Genomic DNA, 19153 nt, shown 5'->3' on the forward strand with positions numbered 1-19153 from the left:
TCGACTATTAGCTCGTTGGTAATAAATTCTGTTTAAAATCATTCAGTAAGTCTTGAACAAACTGAATGCGTTTACGTCGGTCCACCAATGGTACGCTAAACTTGAACTTAGTTGGACCTTCCATTGCAAATTTTTGCGGCTGTGATTGCAGCAGTTTAACTAAATACGCTGGATTTATGTCAGCATCAGGGTAAAACTCGATAAATCCACCTTTATCATGGGCTTCTATCTTTTTCGCTTTTAAACTACCAGCCGAAATTTTCAATTCTGAGACGGCAAGTAAGTTCTTTGTTGCGTCTGGAAGCAAACCAAAGCGATCAATCAGTTCCACTTTTAGCTCTGATAGTTCATCACTGCTTGTGACACTCGCAATGCGTTTGTACATCGACAGTCGTGTGTTTACATCCGGAATGTAATCATCTGGTAAGAGCGCTGGGATTCGCATTTCCACTTCAGTTTGCTCACGAAGCAGCTCATCCAAAGATGGCTCCTTGCCTTCTTTTAATGCTTGCACTGCTTGTTCCAGCATTTCCATATAAAGTGTAAAACCAACGGATTGAATTTGCCCACTTTGCTCATCACCAAGCAGCTCACCAGCACCACGGATTTCTAAATCGTGGGTTGCTAACGTAAAGCCAGCACCTAAGTCTTCCAGTGAAGCAATCGCATCAAGACGCTTGATGGCATCTTTGGTCATGGCTTTTGGATGTGGCGTTAATAAGTAAGCATAGGCCTGATGGTGTGAACGTCCAACACGGCCACGCAATTGATGCAACTGCGCCAAGCCAAGATTGTCCGCACGATCCATGATTATGGTATTTGCCGTTGGTACGTCGATACCGGTTTCGATGATGGTTGTACACACCAACACATTAAAGCGCTGATGGTAGAAGTCATTCATGATTCGCTCAAGTTCGCGCTCGCGCATTTGACCATGAGCCACGGTAATGCGTGCCTCTGGGATGAGTTTCTGTAAGTCTTCTGCCGTTTTTTCAATGGTTTCAACCTGATTGTGCAGGAAGTAAACCTGACCACCACGCATAATTTCACGCAGTACCGCTTCACGGACCACTGGCTCTTCTTTTTGTCGAACAAAGGTTTTAATGGCTAAACGGCGTGCAGGAGGTGTCGCGATGATCGACAGGTCTCGCATGCCACTCATTGCCATATTCAGTGTGCGTGGAATTGGTGTTGCGGTGAGGGTAAGAATGTCCACATCCGCACGCATTGCTTTGACCTTTTCTTTTTGACGAACCCCGAAGCGGTGTTCCTCATCAACGATCAACAAACCTAAATCTTTGAATTTAATGTCGCTCGAAAGCAGCTTATGCGTACCAACGACAATATCGACTTTACCATCGGCAACGTCTTGCAAAATGACTTTTTGTTCTTTGGCAGATTTAAAACGAGACAGTACTTCAACTCGGATTGGTAAGTTGGCAAAACGGTCACGGAAGTTTTCGAAATGCTGCTGAGCAAGCAAGGTTGTTGGTACGAGTACGGCGACCTGTTTACTATTATCCGTAGCGACAAATGCTGCGCGCATAGCGACTTCCGTTTTACCAAAGCCCACGTCACCACATACTAAGCGATCCATCGCTTTTGCCTGGCACATGTCTGACAATACGGCATTGATGGCCATCGCTTGGTCATCTGTTTCTTCAAACGGGAATGTTGCTTTAAATGTTGCGTATTGCCCACGATCTAGCTCAAATTTGAAGCCAGGTTTTAATTCTCGTTTTGCATACACATCCAGCAATTCTGCCGCGACATCACGCACTTTTTCTGCCGCTTTACGACGTGCTTTTGCCCACGCTTCACCACCTAATTTATGCAGTGGCGCACTCTCTTCAGTGCCGCCAGAATAACGGCTGATAAGATTCAGTGATGAAACTGGCACGTAGAGCTTGGCATCGTTTTGATACTCAAGGGTGACGTATTCCGTTTTCATACCACCGGCTTCAAGTGTTTGTAAACCGATGTAGCGGCCAATACCGTGATCAATATGAACCACAGGTTGGCCGGGTTTTAGTTCCGCAAGGTGGCGAATAACGGTGTCACTGTTGACGGCTTTTTTATCTTTGCGGCGTCGCTGGATAACACGGTCACCGAGTAGATCACTTTCACAGATCAGAGCGAAGTTCAGCTCTTCGTGAATGAAACCATGCTCTGCTGCGCCTAAGACCAAGCTGAATCGATCACCCGAGTCTAGAGCTTGGTAAAGTGAGCCATGTACGACTGGCCGAACTTTGATGCCTTGCAACAGCTCCGTTAGTGCTTCACGACGACCTTCTGACTCTACCGAGAAAACGATTTTGCCGCTGAATTGCTCACTAAACTGACGAAGGCGCGAGAGCGGCTCTTTATTTTGTTGCTGAACGCCAAGCTCGGCTAACGATTGTACTGGTAGGTTTTGACGACCGGCACGCTTAACCACTTTATCTAGGCTCAATTGAGCGATAGGGAGCTGTTTTAGTTGACTGAAAAGTTCGTCTTTTTTCAACCAAAGCTGTTCAGGAGTCAAAAGAGGACGTAGCGGATCAACTTTTTTCTGGTCGTATCGATATTCGACATCGGTTAAGAAAGTATCGACCGCAGATTCGATATCACCATATGTGATGACTTGAGAGTCTTCTGGCAAATATTCAAATAAAGTCTCGGTATGGTCAAAAAACAGCGGCTGCCAATACTCAATACCAGCGGGCCACGTGCCTTTGGTCACTTGCATGTAGATTGATTCAGGCTCGCGGCGTGCGTCGAACTGGGTGCGCCAACGTGTACGGAAATCTTCAATCGCTTCTTTAGTGGTTGGGAACTCATGTGCAGGCAGCAATTGGATTTGCTGAATATCGTCGATAGAGCGTTGGTTCTCTGGATCAAACGTGCGAATGGTATCTATTTCATCATCAAAGAAGTCGATGCGGTACGGGTCATTGCTGCCCATAGGAAAGAGATCCAGAATAGACCCACGACTTGCATATTCACCTGGTCCAAATACTTGATCTACATGGCGGTAGCCAGAATTTTCAAGTTGTACACGTAACTTCTCTAGCGAGAGCCGATCACCAGTTTTCACCATTAAAGTGTGTTGCAACAGAAAATCACGTGGCGATTGGCGTTGTAATACTGTACTGACCGGGACGATGGTTATGCCATCACGTTGACTTGGCAGTTGGTATAGGCGTGCGATACGTTCAGAGATGATTTCTTGATGCGGAGAAAAGTTATCGTAAGGCAGCGTTTCCCAGTCGGGGAACAGGCTTACCGTTTGGTCGGTGAATTGCTCAATCTCTGCCTGAAGCTTTAAAGCGATTTGCGGGTCAGGCACAACGAGTAGCGAGTGACTCGAATGCTGCTTGGCTAGCTCTGCAATGGCTAGAGGTAGAGCTGCGCCCGGCAAATTACCTAGCTGTTTTTTGTCGCCACGCTCTGAAGGGTTGGTGACGGAAAGAATCGTTGCTTTTGTCATAGGAATTATTTTTTATCTCGCTCCATCGAGCGCTGACGTAAAAGTTTTTGTTGTTGATACAGTGCCGCCTTTATCAGTAAATCTTGATCAGATTCTCGGAGCATCTTGTATCTAAGCGTGATAATGAAATCTTGCTCTGAAGCATCACATTCTTCTACTTGAGCGTAACAATAAATCGCCGCAGCAGGGTGATCGAGGAACAGTTTAACACGAACGAGTTGTTGAGTAGTTAACGCTGTATCTGAGCGGAAACTGAGTTGACTAGCACCAAACTGCGTCGTTTGATATCGAATGTCGGCGTCATCTTGTTGTGAAAGCATAAAGCTCAACAAGAGGTTAAGTTTCGCGTTTTGCGTATCAAGCAAGTTGATCACATGCTTTAACTCTTTGTTTTTCAGCTCTAGACGCGCGTTGTCTGCCAACATATCTAAGTGACTAAATTCACTGGCGACAATAAATGGTGCTGGAATTTCGGAGGCAAATGTTTCTTCATCTGGCAAAGCAAAGTCCGCACTCAACGTTTCGACGTTGATGGTGAGGTTATGATGGACGGTAAAGTATTCTTGCTCTGTCATATAGTCGATCCTTTTGCCAGTGAGCGCTCCCTGTTCACTCAACAAACAAAGAGAAATAGGGCACTGATTATCGCTAACTGAATGAAGTTATCAAGTTTAGCTGATTTGTCCTTGAACTTTTTGCCCTAAATACAGACTTATTGCATGTCGTTGACAAATTTAGCGATTCTCTTGTCTTCTTAATGAGAAGAGTAAGGTAAGATAATCCGCTAAAGCTTTATATCAAAACAACCAGTTGGTTTGTCTTATATGTATCATCCTATCTCATTGTTTATTGGCTTAAGGTATCTTCGGGGACGCTCTGGAGATAGGTTCAGCCGATTTGTTTCTTATATGTCGACGGCGGGTATTACGATCGGTGTAATGGCGTTGGTGACGGTTCTTTCTGTGATGAACGGGTTTGAATCGCAGTTAAAAGAACGCATTTTAGGTGTGCTACCTCATGCCGTTGTTTCGCAACACGATGGAAAAACGCCTATGACCGAGTCTGCTCCTCCATTTGTTCAAGCGATGTCGAGTGAATCTCAGCCGGAGCCTATCGTTAGAGGAGAGGCTGTTATTCAGAGTTCTGCACAGCTGACGGCTGGTTACCTCATCGGTATTGAACCTAAGAAAGGCGATCCGATTAGCAACCATTTGATTGCCGGACGATTATCGTCACTTCAAGCAGGTGACTACAATGTATTTTTGGGTCACAGTTTGGCGCGTTCACTAAAGGTCTCAATCGGGGATAAAGTGCGCTTGATGGTGACCAACGCAACGCAGTTTACCCCACTTGGCCGTATTCCTAGCCAGCGAAACTTTACTGTCTCAGGCATTTTCAATACGGGATCGGACGTTGATGGTCAATTAATGATTGTGAACATGACGGATGCATCTAAGCTGATGCGTTTCCCTAAAGACACGGTTTCTGGTTGGCGTGTCTTTTTCTCTGACCCATTTATGGTAACGGATTTTGCTGACCAACCCATGCCTGATGGATGGGAATGGAGTGATTGGCGCGAACAGCGTGGTGAGCTTTTCCAAGCGGTGAAAATGGAAAAGAACATGATGGGACTTATGCTAGGTCTAATTGTGGGTGTCGCTGCATTCAATATTATCTCCGCTTTAATCATGGTGGTAATGGAGAAGCAATCAGAAGTTGCAATATTGAAAACTCAAGGCATGACTCAATCTCAAGTGATGACCATTTTCATGGTGCAAGGTGCAAGCAGTGGTGTAATTGGCGCGATTGTTGGTGGCGCTGCGGGCGTGATCTTGTCACTTAATCTAAATGCGATTCTTGAATCTGCTGGTGTGGCGCTATTCAGCTTTGGTGGTCATCTACCCATCTTGATTGATTCACTGCAAATTCTTTTAGTGGTGGTATTGGCGATTGCTCTTAGCCTTGCTGCTACGCTTTATCCTTCTTATCGAGCATCTTCTGTTAAACCTGCTGAGGCACTTCGCTATGAATAAGCTATTAGAATGTCGTGATATTCGTAAAGTCTACCGAGAGGGTTCGTTAGATACGGAAGTGTTGAAAGGCGTAAGTTTCGATATCGACAAAGGGGAGTTGGTTTCTATTGTTGGCTCTTCTGGTTCGGGAAAAAGTACCTTATTGCATATTTTAGGTGCGTTAGATGACGCAACTCATGGTGAAGTTGATTTTCTAGGGCAAAACCTATCAGCTTTGAGCTCGAACAAACAGGCGGCATTACGCAACAAGCACCTTGGTTTTGTATACCAGTTTCATCACTTGTTGGCTGACTTTACTGCGCTTGAAAATGTGGCGATGCCACTGATGATTGGCGGTGCTAAAGTAGCGGATGCAAAACAGGCGGCTAAAGCGCTGTTAGATAAAGTTGGTTTGAATCATCGGATGCAACATAGACCCTCCGAGTTATCGGGCGGTGAGCGTCAGCGTGTTGCGATTGCGCGTGCATTGGTGAATAAACCTGATCTGGTCTTGGCTGATGAACCTACGGGGAACTTAGATCACAATACGGCACTGTCTATCTATGATTTGATGCGCGAGCTCAATAAAGAGTCAAACATTGCATTTTTGGTTGTCACGCATGACAAAGAGCTGGCAGCAAAAATGGATCGTCAAATGCACATGCAAGATGGTTTGCTCGTAGATCGTTTTGTGACTGATACAGCATCTGCGGAGGGCTAGTTTTGTTTACCTCTTTAGCTTTGATGATTGGTGGTCGCTTCAGTCGAGCGAAAAAGCGCAACAAGATGGTGTCTTTCATATCGCTTTCTTCGACTATTGGTATTGCGGTTGGCGTTGCTGTGATCATTATCGGTTTGTCTGCAATGAATGGCTTTGAGCGCGAGCTGCAATCGCGTGTGTTGTCTGTGATCCCACACGGCGAGTTAGAAGGTGTTAATGGACCACTTCAGGACTACACCAAAACGATGAATCAAGCTCTAAAACATGAACATGTTGTTGCGGCAGCACCGTATGTTCGTTTTACGGGTTTGGCAGAAAAAGGCAGTAAGCTAAAAGCGATAGAAGTTCGTGGTGTAGAGCCTACTTTCGAGCAAGCGGTGTCGAGCTTGTCGAATTTTATTGACCAAGCTGCTTGGCAAAACTTTTATGCTGGTCAGCAGCAAGTGATCTTAGGCCGAGGTGTAGCAAACGAGCTAAATGTCGCCGTGGGGGATTACGTTACGTTGATGATTCCGCAAACAGGCGGCGCAAATAAAGTGCAGGCTCCTAAGCGTGTGCGCGTGAAAGTGTCAGGGTTCTTAACGTTGAATGGCCAAATCGACCACTCTCTAGCGTTAGTACCATTAGCGGATGCTCAGCAATACGCGAGGTTAGGGGAAGGGGTCACTGGCATCTCACTAAAAACGGACGATGTTCTCAATGCGCCTTCTATTGTTCGCGAGGTTGGTAGCATGGTTGATGTTTACGTGTATTTGAAAAGCTGGCAGCAAAAGTTTGGTTTTTTGTATCGCGATATTCAGCTCGTGCGCACCATTATGTACTTGGTGATGGTACTGGTGATTGGCGTGGCATGTTTTAATATTGTGTCTACGTTGATGATGGCAGTGAAAGACCGAGCGGCGGAAATTGCAATTTTGCGAACAATGGGAGCAAAAGATAGCCTAATCAAACGGATCTTTGTTTGGCAAGGTGTATTCTCTGGTGTATTTGGTAGTCTCGTCGGCAGTGTTATCGGTGTCTTAGTGGCGTTAAATCTGACTCCGTTAATTAAAGGGTTAGAGAGCTTAATTGGTCATCAGTTTTTATCGGGTGATATTTACTTCGTCGACTTCTTACCATCACAACTACACTGGCCAGATGTGGCATTGGTGTCAGTGACGGCGATAGTGCTTAGTTTACTTGCGACGTGGTATCCTGCTTCTCGTGCCGCAAGGTTGAATCCGGCGGCTGTACTGAGTTCTAAATAGCTGATTGTTTTACAATATGCGAAAAACAAAAAGGACCGAATTCGGTCCTTTTTTGTATTTATCCGACTTGAGTAACATCGCGTTTCATTCTAACTGTTAGATGCCCCTCAACTGATAGCTCAAATGCTGATTTTTACGCAGTAAGGTCTTATCTTATTTTGCGTTTTTGCCAGCTCCGTACCACGGAGTAGCGCCAAAGCCCTCGAATTCCGAAGTAGCCAATAATCGCGGATACAACCCCACAAATTGCGCAGCCCAATAGAAATGGAGGTCCAATGGTGCTCATTTGCTGCATGATGAATTCCCACGATAGTTCAAAGTGAAAAGGTTGCGGGGGAAGACGCATCACTAGAGCACCTAGCTTGTACGCAAAGTAAAATAGCACAGGCATAGTGATAGGGTTGCTGATCCATACCAAAGCGACGGAGAGGGGCAGATTGACACCCAACATAATGGCCAAGCCAGCGGCCATGATCATTTGGCTCGGCAGTGGAACAAAAGCCATAAATAACCCGACAGCAAAAGCCCCTGATGCCGAGCGGCGGTTTAAGCACCACAAGTTCGGGTTGTACAACACATTGCCGAAGACCTTCAATGCTTTTTGGCGTTTGATCAATTCATGATCTGGCATGAAGCGTTTTATCAGCTTTCTAGGCATAGGACAGCATGACTCTCTCAGAAAAAAGTTGGACCTTGGCGTTATTTGTAGCGAGCGTAATCTCGTCGGCTTGGTGGCCGACAATACCAGATTGGCGTTGGTTGCTGCTGGGAATAATAACCACTGGCTCAATAATCAAATTACGTCGTGGCTTAATTAGCATAGGCGCAATTGCGGGCTTTATGGTTGTCATCGTCCACGGCAATGTATTGGAGTCTCAGAGACAAGCCCTTTTTCAAGCAGGGGAGAATATTACCATAATTGGTAAAGTTGACAGCCCTTTTACGCAAATAAGTCACGGTTATGAAGGTATTGTCGCTATAGAAGCGGTAAATTCTCAAACTCTGTTACCTTTTCTTAAACCTAAAATCCGTCTTATTACGCCTTTTCCACTCGATGTTAACAGTGAGTTTACGACATCCATCTCGTTAAAGCCGATTACAGGTCTACGCAACGAAGCTGGCTTTGATGCTGAAAAGCACGCGATGGGTAAAAATACTATCGCCCGAGCGGTTGTTAACAAAGACGCTAAGTGGATTGTTCGTTCTAATGTATCTCTGCGTCAATCCATTATTGCCGATGTCGCTGATGATGTGTCTTCCCTTCATCATTTCTCGTTAATAAGTGCGTTAGTTTTTGCTGACCGTTCTTGGTTGTCTAAGGAAGATTGGCAAGCGCTCAGGGACAGTGGTTTACTGCATTTGGTCTCCATTTCTGGTTTACATATTGGTATGGCGTTTACTTTTGGGCTAGTCGTGGGCGGTACCGTTCGTTATCTATTACCCCAATACCAGTTGTTGCCTAGCTTATATGGGCTGATCTTCGCTGTTGCCTACGCTTGGTTAGCGGATTTCTCTCTGCCTACTACGCGAGCAGTGTCGGTATGCGTTGTTTACGTTCTCCTGAAGTATACTCTGGTGCACTGGACTTCTTGGCGAGTTCTTTTGCTTGCAGTATCTCTACAACTGCTTGTCCAACCTTTTGCATCCTACAGTATGAGCTTTTGGTTATCGTACCTCTCCGTTTGTGCGGTATTGTTCGCAATTAATTTGATTCGACATCAAAGGGGAGGTTGGAAAGCGCGATTAAAAGCGTTATTGCTTACTCAATTGATGTTGAGCGCTTTAATCGTACCTGTTAGTGGCCATTTCTTCTCCGGTTTTAGTTTGTCCTCAATAGCCTACAACTTGGTATTTATTCCTTGGTTCGGATTTATCGTTGTACCTTTGATGTTTCTAGCCCTGTTCTCATCTTTGTTTCTTGAAATGATAGCGAAGCCTCTGTGGCATTTGGTGGACTGGTCATTACAGCCATTGAGCACGTCAATACAGTACGCAGTAGGTTCTTGGCAACCCATTAGCATGGAAATGACAATGCTGGTTATGGTGATAGTGGTTTGCTTAATATTTCAACGGTTCATGTCTCAGTACGCGTGGTATTTGTTACTCGGCATCGTTATTAGTATCAAGTTTGCAGCGGAGTATGAACCGCATTGGCGTATCGATGTATTAGATGTAGGTCATGGCCTTGCAGTGGTTGTAGAAAAAGACGACAAGGTGTTGCTGTATGACACTGGTAAAGCATGGCAAAGCGGCAGTATCGCAGAGCAGGTCGTCACTCCGGTTTTGCATCAACGAGGTTATGAAAGCATAGATACACTGATTCTAAGCCATTCCGATAATGATCACGCAGGCGGCCGCTTTTTCATTGAAGATGCCTTTTCTCCACAGCGTAAACTTAGTAGTCAATTCTTTATCGAATATGAGCCTTGCACTAGAGGCGACCAATGGAAATGGCAAGGATTAAACATGGAAGTGCTCTGGCCTCCTGCACTTGTTCAACGTGCGTATAATCCGCACTCCTGTGTATTACGACTTACTGACCCTATTTCTAACTTTAGTATGCTTTTTACTGGTGATATTGAGGCCATTAGCGAGTGGATTTTGCTTAGAGAACCCGGAAAGTTACAAAGCGATGTGATGCTAGTCCCTCACCACGGGAGTAAAAGTTCATCGAATCCTCGATTTATTGAGGCGGTGAGCCCGAGTGTGGCGGTTGCTTCTTTAGCAAAAAACAATCGATGGGGAATGCCAGCGGAAAGTGTCGTTGCTTCATACCGAAAGCTTGGCATTACTTGGCTTGATACTGGTGAGGGTGGTCAGGTAAGCTTCTTTATTCACCGTGATAATTGGCGCTCAGAAACCAAACGTAGCGATACATTTGAGCCTTGGTATAGGCAGATGCTGCGTAAGGGAGTAGAATGAGAGTCTTAATGTAAGAAAATAAAGCACTTCTATGTCGATAAATACTGATGAAACGACTTGGCAGACGTTTAAGCGTCTATGGCAATTTATTCGCCTTTATAAGTCAGGTCTTGTCGTTGCAGTCATTGCATTAGTTATTAATGCCATATCAGATACCTATATGATTTCCCTACTAAAACCACTACTCGATGAAGGTTTTGGGAACGCTGAATCTGATTTTTTACGCACGCTTCCATTGATTATTTTTGCCATGATGTTCATCCGTGGCATAAGTGGATTTGTCTCCACCTACTGTTTGAGCTGGGTATCTGGCAACGTAGTTATGCAAGTCCGTCGCATGGTGTTCAATCACTTTATGCACATGCCAGTGTCATACTTTGATAAGGAAAAGACGGGCAACTTATTGTCGCGTATAACCTACGACTCAGAGCAAGTATCAGCGGCAACTAGCCAAGCGTTGGTGAGCATTGTCCGTGAAGGTGCAAGTATCATTGGTCTGTTAGTTTTGATGTTTTACAACAGCTGGCAATTGTCGCTAGTGCTGTTTGCTGTTGCTCCCGTTGTGGCATGGGGTATTGGTGTTGTTTCTAAACGTTTTAGAAAAATATCCAAAAATATGCAGACCATGATGGGTAACGTAACTGCATCAGCAGAGCAGATGCTGAAAGGCCATAAAGTTGTGTTGAGCTATGGCGGCCAAGACATCGAACGTCAACGATTTGAAAAAGTCAGCAACCAAATGCGTCAACAAAGCATGAAGTTGGTGACGGCTCAAGCGGCGGCTAACCCTATCATCCAAATGATTGCATCACTTGCAATTGTTGCCGTTCTTTATTTAGCAAGTATTGATTCGATTAAAGAGCAACTGACTCCAGGTACATTTACTGTTGTGTTCTCTGCAATGTTTGGTCTGATGCGCCCACTTAAAGCGCTGACTAACGTTACTTCTCAGTTCCAACGTGGTATGGCCGCGAGCCAAACGCTCTTCGCGTTAATTGACCTCGAGCCTGAGAAAAACGAAGGTAAGTTGACAGTTGAACGCGCAAATGGCGATGTTTCAGTTAAAAACGTAAGCTTTACTTACACTGGTGCAGAAAAACCAGCATTGGAAAATGTCAGCTTCGATATTCCAAGAGGAAAAACGGTGGCGCTAGTTGGCCGTTCTGGCTCAGGTAAAAGTACCATCGCGAACTTGTTCAACCGCTTCTATGATGTTGACAGTGGATCTATCACATTAGATGGGCATGATATTCGTGATTACGAGCTAAAGAATTTACGCCAGCAATTTGCACTAGTATCGCAAAATGTTCATTTGTTTAATGACACGATAGCAAACAATATTGCGTACGCAACGGATGGCCAATATGAGCGCAGTGATATCGAGAAAGCGGCAACACTCGCGCATGCGATGGAGTTCATCAGCAAAATGGATGATGGACTTGATACCATGATTGGTGAAAATGGTGCTAGCTTGTCTGGTGGTCAACGCCAACGTGTTGCGATTGCGCGAGCTCTATTGCGTGATGCTCCAGTGCTGATTCTTGATGAGGCAACTTCGGCTTTGGATACCGAATCCGAGCGAGCTATTCAAGCTGCACTTGATGAGCTGCAAAAAGACAAAACGGTACTTGTAATAGCGCACCGCTTATCCACAATCGAGAAAGCCGATGAAATTCTTGTGGTTGATGATGGTGCCATCATTGAACGTGGCAACCACGCTGAGCTTATTAAGAAAAATGGTGCGTATGCACAATTGCACCGTATTCAGTTTGGTGAATAAGCGCGGTGATTGAAAAAATCTGGTTTGAAAACCATCCAATAAAATATCTCTTGTGGCCGCTTTTGTGGCCACTGAGTTTATTATTTGGAGCGATAAGCAAGTCAAAGCGAAAGCAATACCAAACTGGCCGCAAGCAAGTTTATAATGCGCCTATACCTGTTGTTGTGGTTGGCAATATCACTGCTGGTGGCAATGGTAAAACACCAGTTGTTGTGTGGCTTGTTGAGCAACTACAGCAAATGGGCTTTAAGCCGGGGGTTGTTTCTCGTGGTTATGGGGCAAAGGCTCCTGCCTATCCGTTAGTGCTAAAAGAAGATACGCCAGCGAAGCATTGTGGCGATGAACCTAAGTTGATTCATCGCCGTACAGGAGCACCTGTTGCGGTAGATCCTGTGCGTTCAAATGCTGTGAAAGCACTGCTAGATTTGGATGTGGATATCATAATTACGGATGATGGATTACAACATTATGCGTTAGGCCGTGATATTGAGTTAGTGATTGTGGATGGGAATCGCCGGTTTGGTAATGAAAGCCTGATTCCATTAGGTCCTTTACGTGAAGGTATTGAGCGACTTAAAGAAGTCGACTTTACCATCACCAATGGCGGTCAAGCTCATACGGGCGAAATCGCAATGGCTTTAGCACCCTCTAAAGCTATTAATCTTAAGACTAAGCAACATGTGGATGTCTCGGAGTTGAAAGATCTCGTCGCATTTGCGGGCATTGGGCATCCTCCGCGTTTTTTTCATACACTAAACTCGATGAACGCAGATGTTAAAGTTACAAAAGGTTTTGCTGACCATCAAGACTTTGATCAACAAGAATTAGAAGCATTGGCTCAACAAGGGACCAATGTGATTATGACCGAGAAAGATGCCGTCAAGTGCAGCCATTATGCGCAAGATAATTGGTGGTATCTGCCTGTATCTGCCCAGTTTGAGTCAAACGATGCAGAGCAAATTTTAAATAGAATAAAAGAGGTTAAAGCGGCTTATGGATCACCGTCTACTTGAGATTGTAGCTTGCCCTGTTTGCAAAGGTAAGCTGACGTACGATAAAGATAATCAAGAGTTGATCTGCAAATTGGATCGCCTTGCTTACCCGATCAAAGAGGGTATTCCAGTTCTGCTAGAGCCTGAAGCTCGCACTATGAGCATGGATGAGGGACGCTAATGTCTTTTACGGTTGTCATCCCTTCGCGCTACGCATCGAGCCGTTTGCCTGGTAAACCGCTAGCGGATATTGGTGGTAAGCCTATGGTTCAGTGGGTTTATGAACAAGCGCTACAAGCGGGTGCGGAAGATGTCATCGTTGCAACTGATGACGAGCGTGTTGCGAAAGCGGTTTCGTCATTTGGTGGTAAAGTTTGTATGACCTCTCCCCAGCACGAATCAGGTACGGAGCGTCTTGCAGAAGTTGTTGAAAAGATGGCTATTCCGTCAGACCACATTATTGTTAATGTGCAAGGGGATGAGCCTTTGATTCCGCCGTCCATCATTCGTCAGGTTGCTGATAACTTATCAGGGTGTGAAGCCCCGATGGCGACGTTAGCTGTAGAAATAGACTCGGAAGAGGAAGTGTTCAACCCGAACGCTGTTAAAGTTGTCGCAGATGAGCAAGGCTATGCGTTGTACTTTAGTCGAGCAAGCATCCCTTGGGATCGCGATAACTTTGCTAAACAAGACAAAACCATTGCCAACCCATTAATGCGTCATATTGGTATTTATGCTTATCGAGCTGGTTTCATTAATACGTATGTCAACTGGGCACCAAGTGCATTAGAGCAGATTGAGTGTCTTGAGCAACTGCGAGTGCTTTGGTACGGTGAAAAAATTCATGTGGCGGTAGCGAAAGAAGCACCAGCGGCAGGGGTTGATACGCCCGAAGACCTAGAAGCCGTGCGCGCGATTGTTGCAAAGCAAGCGTAACAAATGCTCAGATAGATTTAAGAATAAACAAGGCTCCTGAATTAGGAGCCTTTTTGTTTTACTTGTATCGCGGTATTAGTTAAATGTTAGTGTCGTATTGGTTCCGTTTAGGGCAGGTTGCTAACACCTCTCGGTGACCGGTGTCTTTCACTTCTTGGAGAATGACATCAAAGCCCCATAATCGGTACACGTGCTTTAGAACTTCTTCGTAACTATCATCAAGTGGGATGCGGTTGTGAGGAACGTACTGCAACGTAAGCGATCGATCACCACGGACATCGACATTAAACACCTGAATGTTTGGCTCAAGATTAGATAAGTTATACTGAGCGGCTAAGGTTTCTCTAATGCGTTTATAACCCATCTCATCGTGTATAGCAGCGACTTCAATAAAGTTCTTATGGTCATCATCGTTGATCGCAAACAGCTTGAAATCACGCATTAATTTCGGAGAAAGGTATTGGCTAATAAAGCTTTCATCTTTGAAATTATGCATCGCGAAATGCACTGCATCTAACCAGTCGGTTCCTGCTAAATCTGGAAACCACTCCTTGTCCTCATCAGTTGGTTCTTCGCAGATACGCTTAATATCTCGGAACATGGCAAAGCCTAACGCGTAGGGGTTAATGCCATTAAAGTAAGGACTGTTATAAGGCGGCTGAGCCACGACACTGGTGTGGCTATGTAAGAACTCTAGAATGAACTTTTCAGACACCAAGCCCTCATCATAAAGATGGTTGAGTATGGTGTAGTGCCAGAACGTTGCCCAGCCTTCATTCATGACTTGCGTTTGTTTTTGCGGATAAAAATACTGACTGATCTTACGGACGATCCGAACAACTTCACGTTGCCATGGCTCTAACAACGGAGCATGTTTTTCGAAGAAGTAGAGCAAATTTTCCTGAGGCTCGCTTGGGAATCGCTCTTTAATGTCTTCCTCTTTCGTCTTAGCTGTTGGTACCGTGCGCCAAAGCTCATTAACTTGAGATTGTAGGTATGCTTCGCGTTCTTCTTGTCTTGCTTTTTCCTCTGTAATTGAGATTTTCTCTGGACGCTTGTAGCGGTCTACACCAAAGTTCATTAACGCGTGACAAGAGTCGAGAAGCTTTTCCACTTCTTTTACGCCATATCGTTCTTCACATTCGGCTAAGTACTTTTTGGCGAACAGCAGATAGTCGATAATAGAGCTGGCGTCAGTCCACGTTTGGAATAGGTAATTACCTTTGAAAAAAGAGTTATGGCCGTAACACGCGTGCGCTATAACGAGTGCTTGCATTGTTACCGTATTTTCTTCCATCAAATAAGCAATACAAGGGTCGGAGTTAATCACAATCTCGTAGGCTAACCCCATTTGACCATGTTTATAGTTCTGCTCTGTTTGAATGAATTTCTTACCAAATGACCAGTGGTTGTAATTGATTGGCATGCCGATACTTGAGTAGGCATCCATCATCTGTTCTGAAGTAATCACTTCTATTTGGTTAGGGTAAGTGTCTAGGCGATAATGCTCCGCGACACGCTTAATTTCTTTGTGGTATCGCTCTAACAGCTCAAATGTCCAATCTGGTCCATCTGGCAACACTTTACTGTTACGCTTCTTAGGCGCCTCTCCTGAGAGGTTTCTCGTTGCGGTATTCATCGCTAGCCTCCTTACGCCGTTTCTTTTTGGAATAGTTCACGAAAGACTGGGAAAATATCCTCCACAGAGCGAATGTTTTTCATTGCGAAATTAGGAAACTCTTCAGTGAGTTTTTCGTACTCATGCCATAGAGTTTGGTGCGAGCGCCGTGTGATCTCTATGTAAGAGTAGTACTGACAGTTTGGAAGTAATTTGTTCACTAATAGATCCCGGCACCTTGGCGAATCATCTGCCCAGTTGTCACCGTCGGATGCTTGAGCTGCATATATGTTCCACTGACCAATCGGGTATCGCTCTTTTACTATTTCATCCATTAACTTGAGTGCGCTAGATACAATGGTACCCCCGGTTTCTTGTGAGTAGAAAAATTCGTGCTCGTCCACTTCCTTCGCTTGGGTATGGTGGCGGATAAAGACGACTTCGACATTCTCGTAGGTACGAGTTAAGAACAAGTACAAAAGAACATAGAAGCGTTTTGCGATGTCTTTCGTTGCCTGGTCCATCGAACCGGATACGTCCATTAGACAGAACATGACCGCTTGGCTCGATGGTACCGGGCGTTTCTCATAGTTCTTGAAGCGTAAGTCGAAGGTATCGATGAACGGCACGCTTTCGATTTTCTTGCGCAGTTCTTCAATTTCAGCCTTCAAGCGGTTCTCTTCAAACTGCTGAGCAGGTTCAATATTTTTGATGCGAGCAAGTTCGTCTTCTAACTCTTTAAGAAGTCGTTTCTTACCAGCAGTCATTGCAGTACGGCGCGCAAGAGATTGTTGCAGAGAACGTACTACGGCGATATTGGAAGGGATACCGGCAGTTTGAAAGCCTGCACGGTGTGTTTTCCATTCAGTGATTTTGGCAATTTGGTTTTTTTCTAGATTAGGCAGCTCGAGATCTTCGAACAAAATATCGAGGTACTCATCTTTTGATATTTGGAATACAAATTCGTCTTGGCCTTCTCCATCTGGACTGGCGTTCCCTTCTCCTGAGCCGCTACCCTGACCGCCACCTTTGGGACGCTCAATTTTATCACCAGTAATGAATTGGTCGTTACCGGGATGAACTCGTTCGCGAACACCACCTTTGCCTTGATGAAATATAGGCTCATTGATGTCTTTGTGAGGGATAGAGACGTCTTCGCCCGTTTCCGTATTCGTAATCGAGCGTCGATTCACTGCGTCTGCTACCGACTCTTTTATTTGCTCTTTGTGGCGCTTCAAGAAGCGCTGTCGATTAACAGCGCTCTTGTTCTTGCCATTGAGCCTTCGGTCTATAAATTGCGCCATGAAATAGCCCTCTTCATGTTTCACAAGCGACCTAACTCAATACTGGGTTAGGATGACTTACGTACTCGTAGGTACCACTCAGAAAGTAGGCGAACCTGTTTCTCGGTATAGCCTTTTTCCATCATGCGAGCGACAAAGTCGTCGTGCTTCTTCTGATCTTCAGAAGAGGTTTTCGCATTAAATGAGATAACCGGAAGTAGCTCTTCGGTATTGGAGAACATTTTCTTCTCGATTACTGTGCGCAGTTTTTCGTAGCTGGTCCAAACCGGGTTTTGACCATTGTTATTCGCTTTCGCACGAAGCACAAAGTTAACGATTTCGTTTCGGAAATCTTTCGGGTTAGAAATACCAGCTGTTTTTTCGATCTTTTCTAGCTCTGCATTCAGTGAAGAGCGATCAAATAGCTGACCGGTTTCTGGATCTCGGTACTCTTGGTCTTGAATCCAGAAGTCTGCATAGGTGACATATCGGTCGAAGATGTTTTGGCCGTATTCAGAGTAAGACTCAAGATAAGCAGTCTGAATCTCTTTACCGATAAACTCAACGTATCGAGGTACTAGGTAGCCTTTCAAGAACTCGAGATACTTCTCTGCTGTTTCAGCAGGGAACTGTTCGCGCTCGACCTGTTGTTCAATCACATAGAATAGATGTACAGGGTTGGCTGCCACTTCGGTTTGGTCGAAGTTAAATACGCGTGACAAAATCTTAAAGGCAAAACGTGTTGAGAGACCGTTCATGCCTTCATCGACACCAGCATAATCACGATACTCTTGATAGCTTTTTGCCTTTGGATCCGTATCTTTCAGCGTTTCACCATCGTATACGCGCATCTTAGAGAAGATGGACGAGTTCTCAGGCTCTTTAAGTCGAGAAAGAATACTGAATTGTGCCAGAGTCTCGAGCGTACTAGGTGAACAAGGGGCTTGAGACAACTCACTGTTTTCAAGAAGTTTTTGGTAAATTTTGACTTCTTCTGAAACACGTAGACAGTAAGGTACTTTCACAATATAAACACGGTCCAAGAACGCTTCATTGTTCTTGTTGTTACGGAAGGTCTGCCACTCAGATTCGTTTGAGTGAGCCAGAATCATACCGTCGAATGGAATCGCAGAAAGGCCTTCTGTACCGTTGAAGTTGCCTTCTTGCGTTGCTGTTAACAGCGGGTGAAGCACTTTGATTGGTGCTTTGAACATCTCAACGAATTCCATTAAACCTTGGTTTGCTTTACACAGCGCACCGGAGTAGCTGTAAGCGTCTGGATCGTCTTGCGAATAGTGTTCAAGCTTACGAATATCGACTTTACCAACCAATGATGAGATATCTTGGTTGTTTTCATCGCCTGGTTCAGTTTTGGCAATACCGATTTGGTCAAGGATAGAAGGGCGTACTTTCACTACTTTAAATTTGGTGATATCACCACCAAACTCGTGAAGACGTTTAGCGGCCCAAGGAGACATGATCGAGCGAAGATAACGGTGCTCGATGCCATATTCTTTTTTCAAAATATCGCCATCTTCTGTGGCTTTGAATAGGCAGAATGGATGGTCATTCACTGGGCTGCGTTCGCCGTTAGCAGTAAGAACATAAATAGGCATCTGTTCCATCAGAGCCTTAAGCTTTTCTGCAAGCGAAGACTTACCGCCACCTACAGGGCCGAGTAGGTAAAGAATCTGCTTACGCTCTTCTAGGCCTTGCGCCGCATGTTTTAGGTAAGACACAATTTGTTCTATGGCATCTTCCATGCCATAAAAGTCTTTAAAGGTTTCATAACGAGAGATAACACGATTCGAGAAGATTCGGCTTAGTCTCGGATCCTTTGCCGTATCGATTATCTCTGGTTCACCAATCGCCATCAGTAGGCGTTCTGCTGCATTAGCATAAGCGCTTTTGTCATCTTTACACAGGGCTAAAAACTCCTGTAACGACATCTCTTCATCTTTTGCAGCTTCATATCTTGATTGATAGTGGTCGAAAATACTCATGTCGCTTTCCCCTTTAATAGTCAGTCTACCGACGAACGTTGATTCAGGCTTTCCACCAACAGTTATGCTCGTTGTTGTTTGAATATACGTCCTGTTATCACATTTGGTTCGTACAGAATGTAAGATTGGCGACACCAAAGACTTTGCTTTATGGACGGTTTTTTCGTTAC

At 44.9% G+C, this 19153-nt stretch carries 14 protein-coding genes; 8 read left to right on the forward strand and 6 right to left on the reverse strand.

All coding sequences use genetic code 11. The annotated features are described in order from the left end of the window. Positions 1-7 precede the first annotated feature (7 nt). Positions 8-3469, reverse strand: coding sequence for a transcription-repair coupling factor (gene mfd, locus MTF70_RS09785; RefSeq protein WP_158173751.1), 3462 nt, complete (start codon positions 3467-3469; stop codon positions 8-10). A 5-nt stretch (positions 3470-3474) separates the two neighbouring features. Next, positions 3475-4044 (reverse strand): PilZ domain-containing protein, encoded by a 570-nt coding sequence (locus MTF70_RS09790; RefSeq protein WP_158173752.1) that lies wholly within the window; start codon positions 4042-4044, stop codon positions 3475-3477. A 249-nt stretch (positions 4045-4293) separates the two neighbouring features. Here MTF70_RS09790 and lolC point away from each other — a divergent pair, with 249 nt between their 5' ends. Genes lolC through lolE form a run of 3 tightly spaced genes read left to right on the forward strand, consistent with a single transcriptional unit; the run spans position 4294 to position 7449 of the window. Next, on the forward strand, positions 4294-5502 hold the full coding sequence (lolC, locus tag MTF70_RS09795) for a lipoprotein-releasing ABC transporter permease subunit LolC (RefSeq protein ID WP_031778997.1): 1209 nt from the start codon (positions 4294-4296) through the stop codon (positions 5500-5502). Continuing rightward, entirely contained in the window at positions 5495-6202 is a 708-nt protein-coding gene (lolD, locus tag MTF70_RS09800; protein WP_054700735.1) for a lipoprotein-releasing ABC transporter ATP-binding protein LolD, read from the forward strand. Before lolC ends, lolD begins: the two co-directional genes overlap by 8 nt. Before the next feature lie 2 nt (positions 6203-6204). Then, positions 6205-7449, forward strand: coding sequence for a lipoprotein-releasing ABC transporter permease subunit LolE (lolE, locus tag MTF70_RS09805; protein WP_033905042.1), 1245 nt, complete (start codon positions 6205-6207; stop codon positions 7447-7449). A 148-nt stretch (positions 7450-7597) separates the two neighbouring features. Here the strand turns inward: lolE and MTF70_RS09810 are convergent, their stop codons facing one another. Beyond that, positions 7598-8107, reverse strand: a complete 510-nt coding sequence (locus MTF70_RS09810; protein ID WP_005387834.1) for a DUF2062 domain-containing protein — start codon at positions 8105-8107, stop codon at positions 7598-7600. Between the two features lie 8 nt (positions 8108-8115). Between MTF70_RS09810 and MTF70_RS09815 the strand changes: the two genes are divergently transcribed. The 5 genes from MTF70_RS09815 to kdsB are packed head-to-tail and all read left to right on the forward strand — an operon-like array spanning position 8116 to position 14079. Further along, positions 8116-10371, forward strand: coding sequence for a DNA internalization-related competence protein ComEC/Rec2 (locus MTF70_RS09815; RefSeq protein ID WP_205460878.1), 2256 nt, complete (start codon positions 8116-8118; stop codon positions 10369-10371). 31 nt (positions 10372-10402) lie between these two features. Beyond that, the gene (gene msbA, locus MTF70_RS09820; protein ID WP_005387841.1) at positions 10403-12151 is read left to right on the forward strand and encodes a lipid A ABC transporter ATP-binding protein/permease MsbA; all 1749 of its coding nucleotides are present in this window, start codon (positions 10403-10405) and stop codon (positions 12149-12151) included. Positions 12152-12156: 5 nt separating this feature from the next. Further along, positions 12157-13164, forward strand: coding sequence for a tetraacyldisaccharide 4'-kinase (gene lpxK / locus MTF70_RS09825; RefSeq protein WP_005387842.1), 1008 nt, complete (start codon positions 12157-12159; stop codon positions 13162-13164). Further along, positions 13145-13324: a Trm112 family protein gene (locus MTF70_RS09830; RefSeq protein WP_005378451.1), complete on the forward strand. Its 180-nt coding sequence runs from the start codon at positions 13145-13147 to the stop codon at positions 13322-13324. Before lpxK ends, MTF70_RS09830 begins: the two co-directional genes overlap by 20 nt. After that, on the forward strand, positions 13324-14079 hold the full coding sequence (kdsB, locus tag MTF70_RS09835) for a 3-deoxy-manno-octulosonate cytidylyltransferase (RefSeq protein WP_042522127.1): 756 nt from the start codon (positions 13324-13326) through the stop codon (positions 14077-14079). The genes MTF70_RS09830 and kdsB overlap by 1 nt, the downstream gene beginning before the upstream one ends. A gap of 79 nt (positions 14080-14158) precedes the next feature. Here the strand turns inward: kdsB and MTF70_RS09840 are convergent, their stop codons facing one another. From MTF70_RS09840 to MTF70_RS09850, 3 genes are read right to left on the reverse strand one after another with little or no spacing between them, the layout of a single operon-like run. Then, on the reverse strand, positions 14159-15718 hold the full coding sequence (locus MTF70_RS09840; RefSeq protein WP_005378449.1) for a SpoVR family protein: 1560 nt from the start codon (positions 15716-15718) through the stop codon (positions 14159-14161). Between the two features lie 11 nt (positions 15719-15729). Beyond that, the gene (locus MTF70_RS09845) at positions 15730-17001 is read right to left on the reverse strand and encodes a YeaH/YhbH family protein (protein ID WP_005378448.1); all 1272 of its coding nucleotides are present in this window, start codon (positions 16999-17001) and stop codon (positions 15730-15732) included. Positions 17002-17048: 47 nt separating this feature from the next. Continuing rightward, on the reverse strand, positions 17049-18983 hold the full coding sequence (locus MTF70_RS09850) for a PrkA family serine protein kinase (RefSeq protein ID WP_005378447.1): 1935 nt from the start codon (positions 18981-18983) through the stop codon (positions 17049-17051). Between the last annotated feature and the right edge of the window lie 170 nt (positions 18984-19153).

It is taken from the genome of Vibrio sp. 2CM40D, from assembly GCF_023161825.1.
GTDB classification, from domain to species: Bacteria; Pseudomonadota; Gammaproteobacteria; order Enterobacterales; family Vibrionaceae; genus Vibrio; species Vibrio alginolyticus.

What these genes read in the sequence shown, in the direction of transcription:
- lolC (WP_031778997.1), top strand. Translation starts at nt 4,294, where the DNA reads ATGTATCATCCTATCTCATTGTTTATTGGCTTAAGGTATCTTCGGGGA.
- MTF70_RS09830 (WP_005378451.1), top strand. Translation starts at nt 13,145, where the DNA reads ATGGATCACCGTCTACTTGAGATTGTAGCTTGCCCTGTTTGCAAAGGT.
- MTF70_RS09790 (WP_158173752.1), bottom strand. Translation starts at nt 4,044, where the DNA reads ATGACAGAGCAAGAATACTTTACCGTCCATCATAACCTCACCATCAAC.
- MTF70_RS09850 (WP_005378447.1), bottom strand. Translation starts at nt 18,983, where the DNA reads ATGAGTATTTTCGACCACTATCAATCAAGATATGAAGCTGCAAAAGAT.
- msbA (WP_005387841.1), top strand. Translation starts at nt 10,403, where the DNA reads ATGTCGATAAATACTGATGAAACGACTTGGCAGACGTTTAAGCGTCTA.
- MTF70_RS09815 (WP_205460878.1), top strand. Translation starts at nt 8,116, where the DNA reads ATGACTCTCTCAGAAAAAAGTTGGACCTTGGCGTTATTTGTAGCGAGC.
- MTF70_RS09840 (WP_005378449.1), bottom strand. Translation starts at nt 15,718, where the DNA reads ATGAATACCGCAACGAGAAACCTCTCAGGAGAGGCGCCTAAGAAGCGT.
- mfd (WP_158173751.1), bottom strand. Translation starts at nt 3,469, where the DNA reads ATGACAAAAGCAACGATTCTTTCCGTCACCAACCCTTCAGAGCGTGGC.
- kdsB (WP_042522127.1), top strand. Translation starts at nt 13,324, where the DNA reads ATGTCTTTTACGGTTGTCATCCCTTCGCGCTACGCATCGAGCCGTTTG.
- MTF70_RS09810 (WP_005387834.1), bottom strand. Translation starts at nt 8,107, where the DNA reads ATGCCTAGAAAGCTGATAAAACGCTTCATGCCAGATCATGAATTGATC.
- MTF70_RS09845 (WP_005378448.1), bottom strand. Translation starts at nt 17,001, where the DNA reads ATGGCGCAATTTATAGACCGAAGGCTCAATGGCAAGAACAAGAGCGCT.
- lolD (WP_054700735.1), top strand. Translation starts at nt 5,495, where the DNA reads ATGAATAAGCTATTAGAATGTCGTGATATTCGTAAAGTCTACCGAGAG.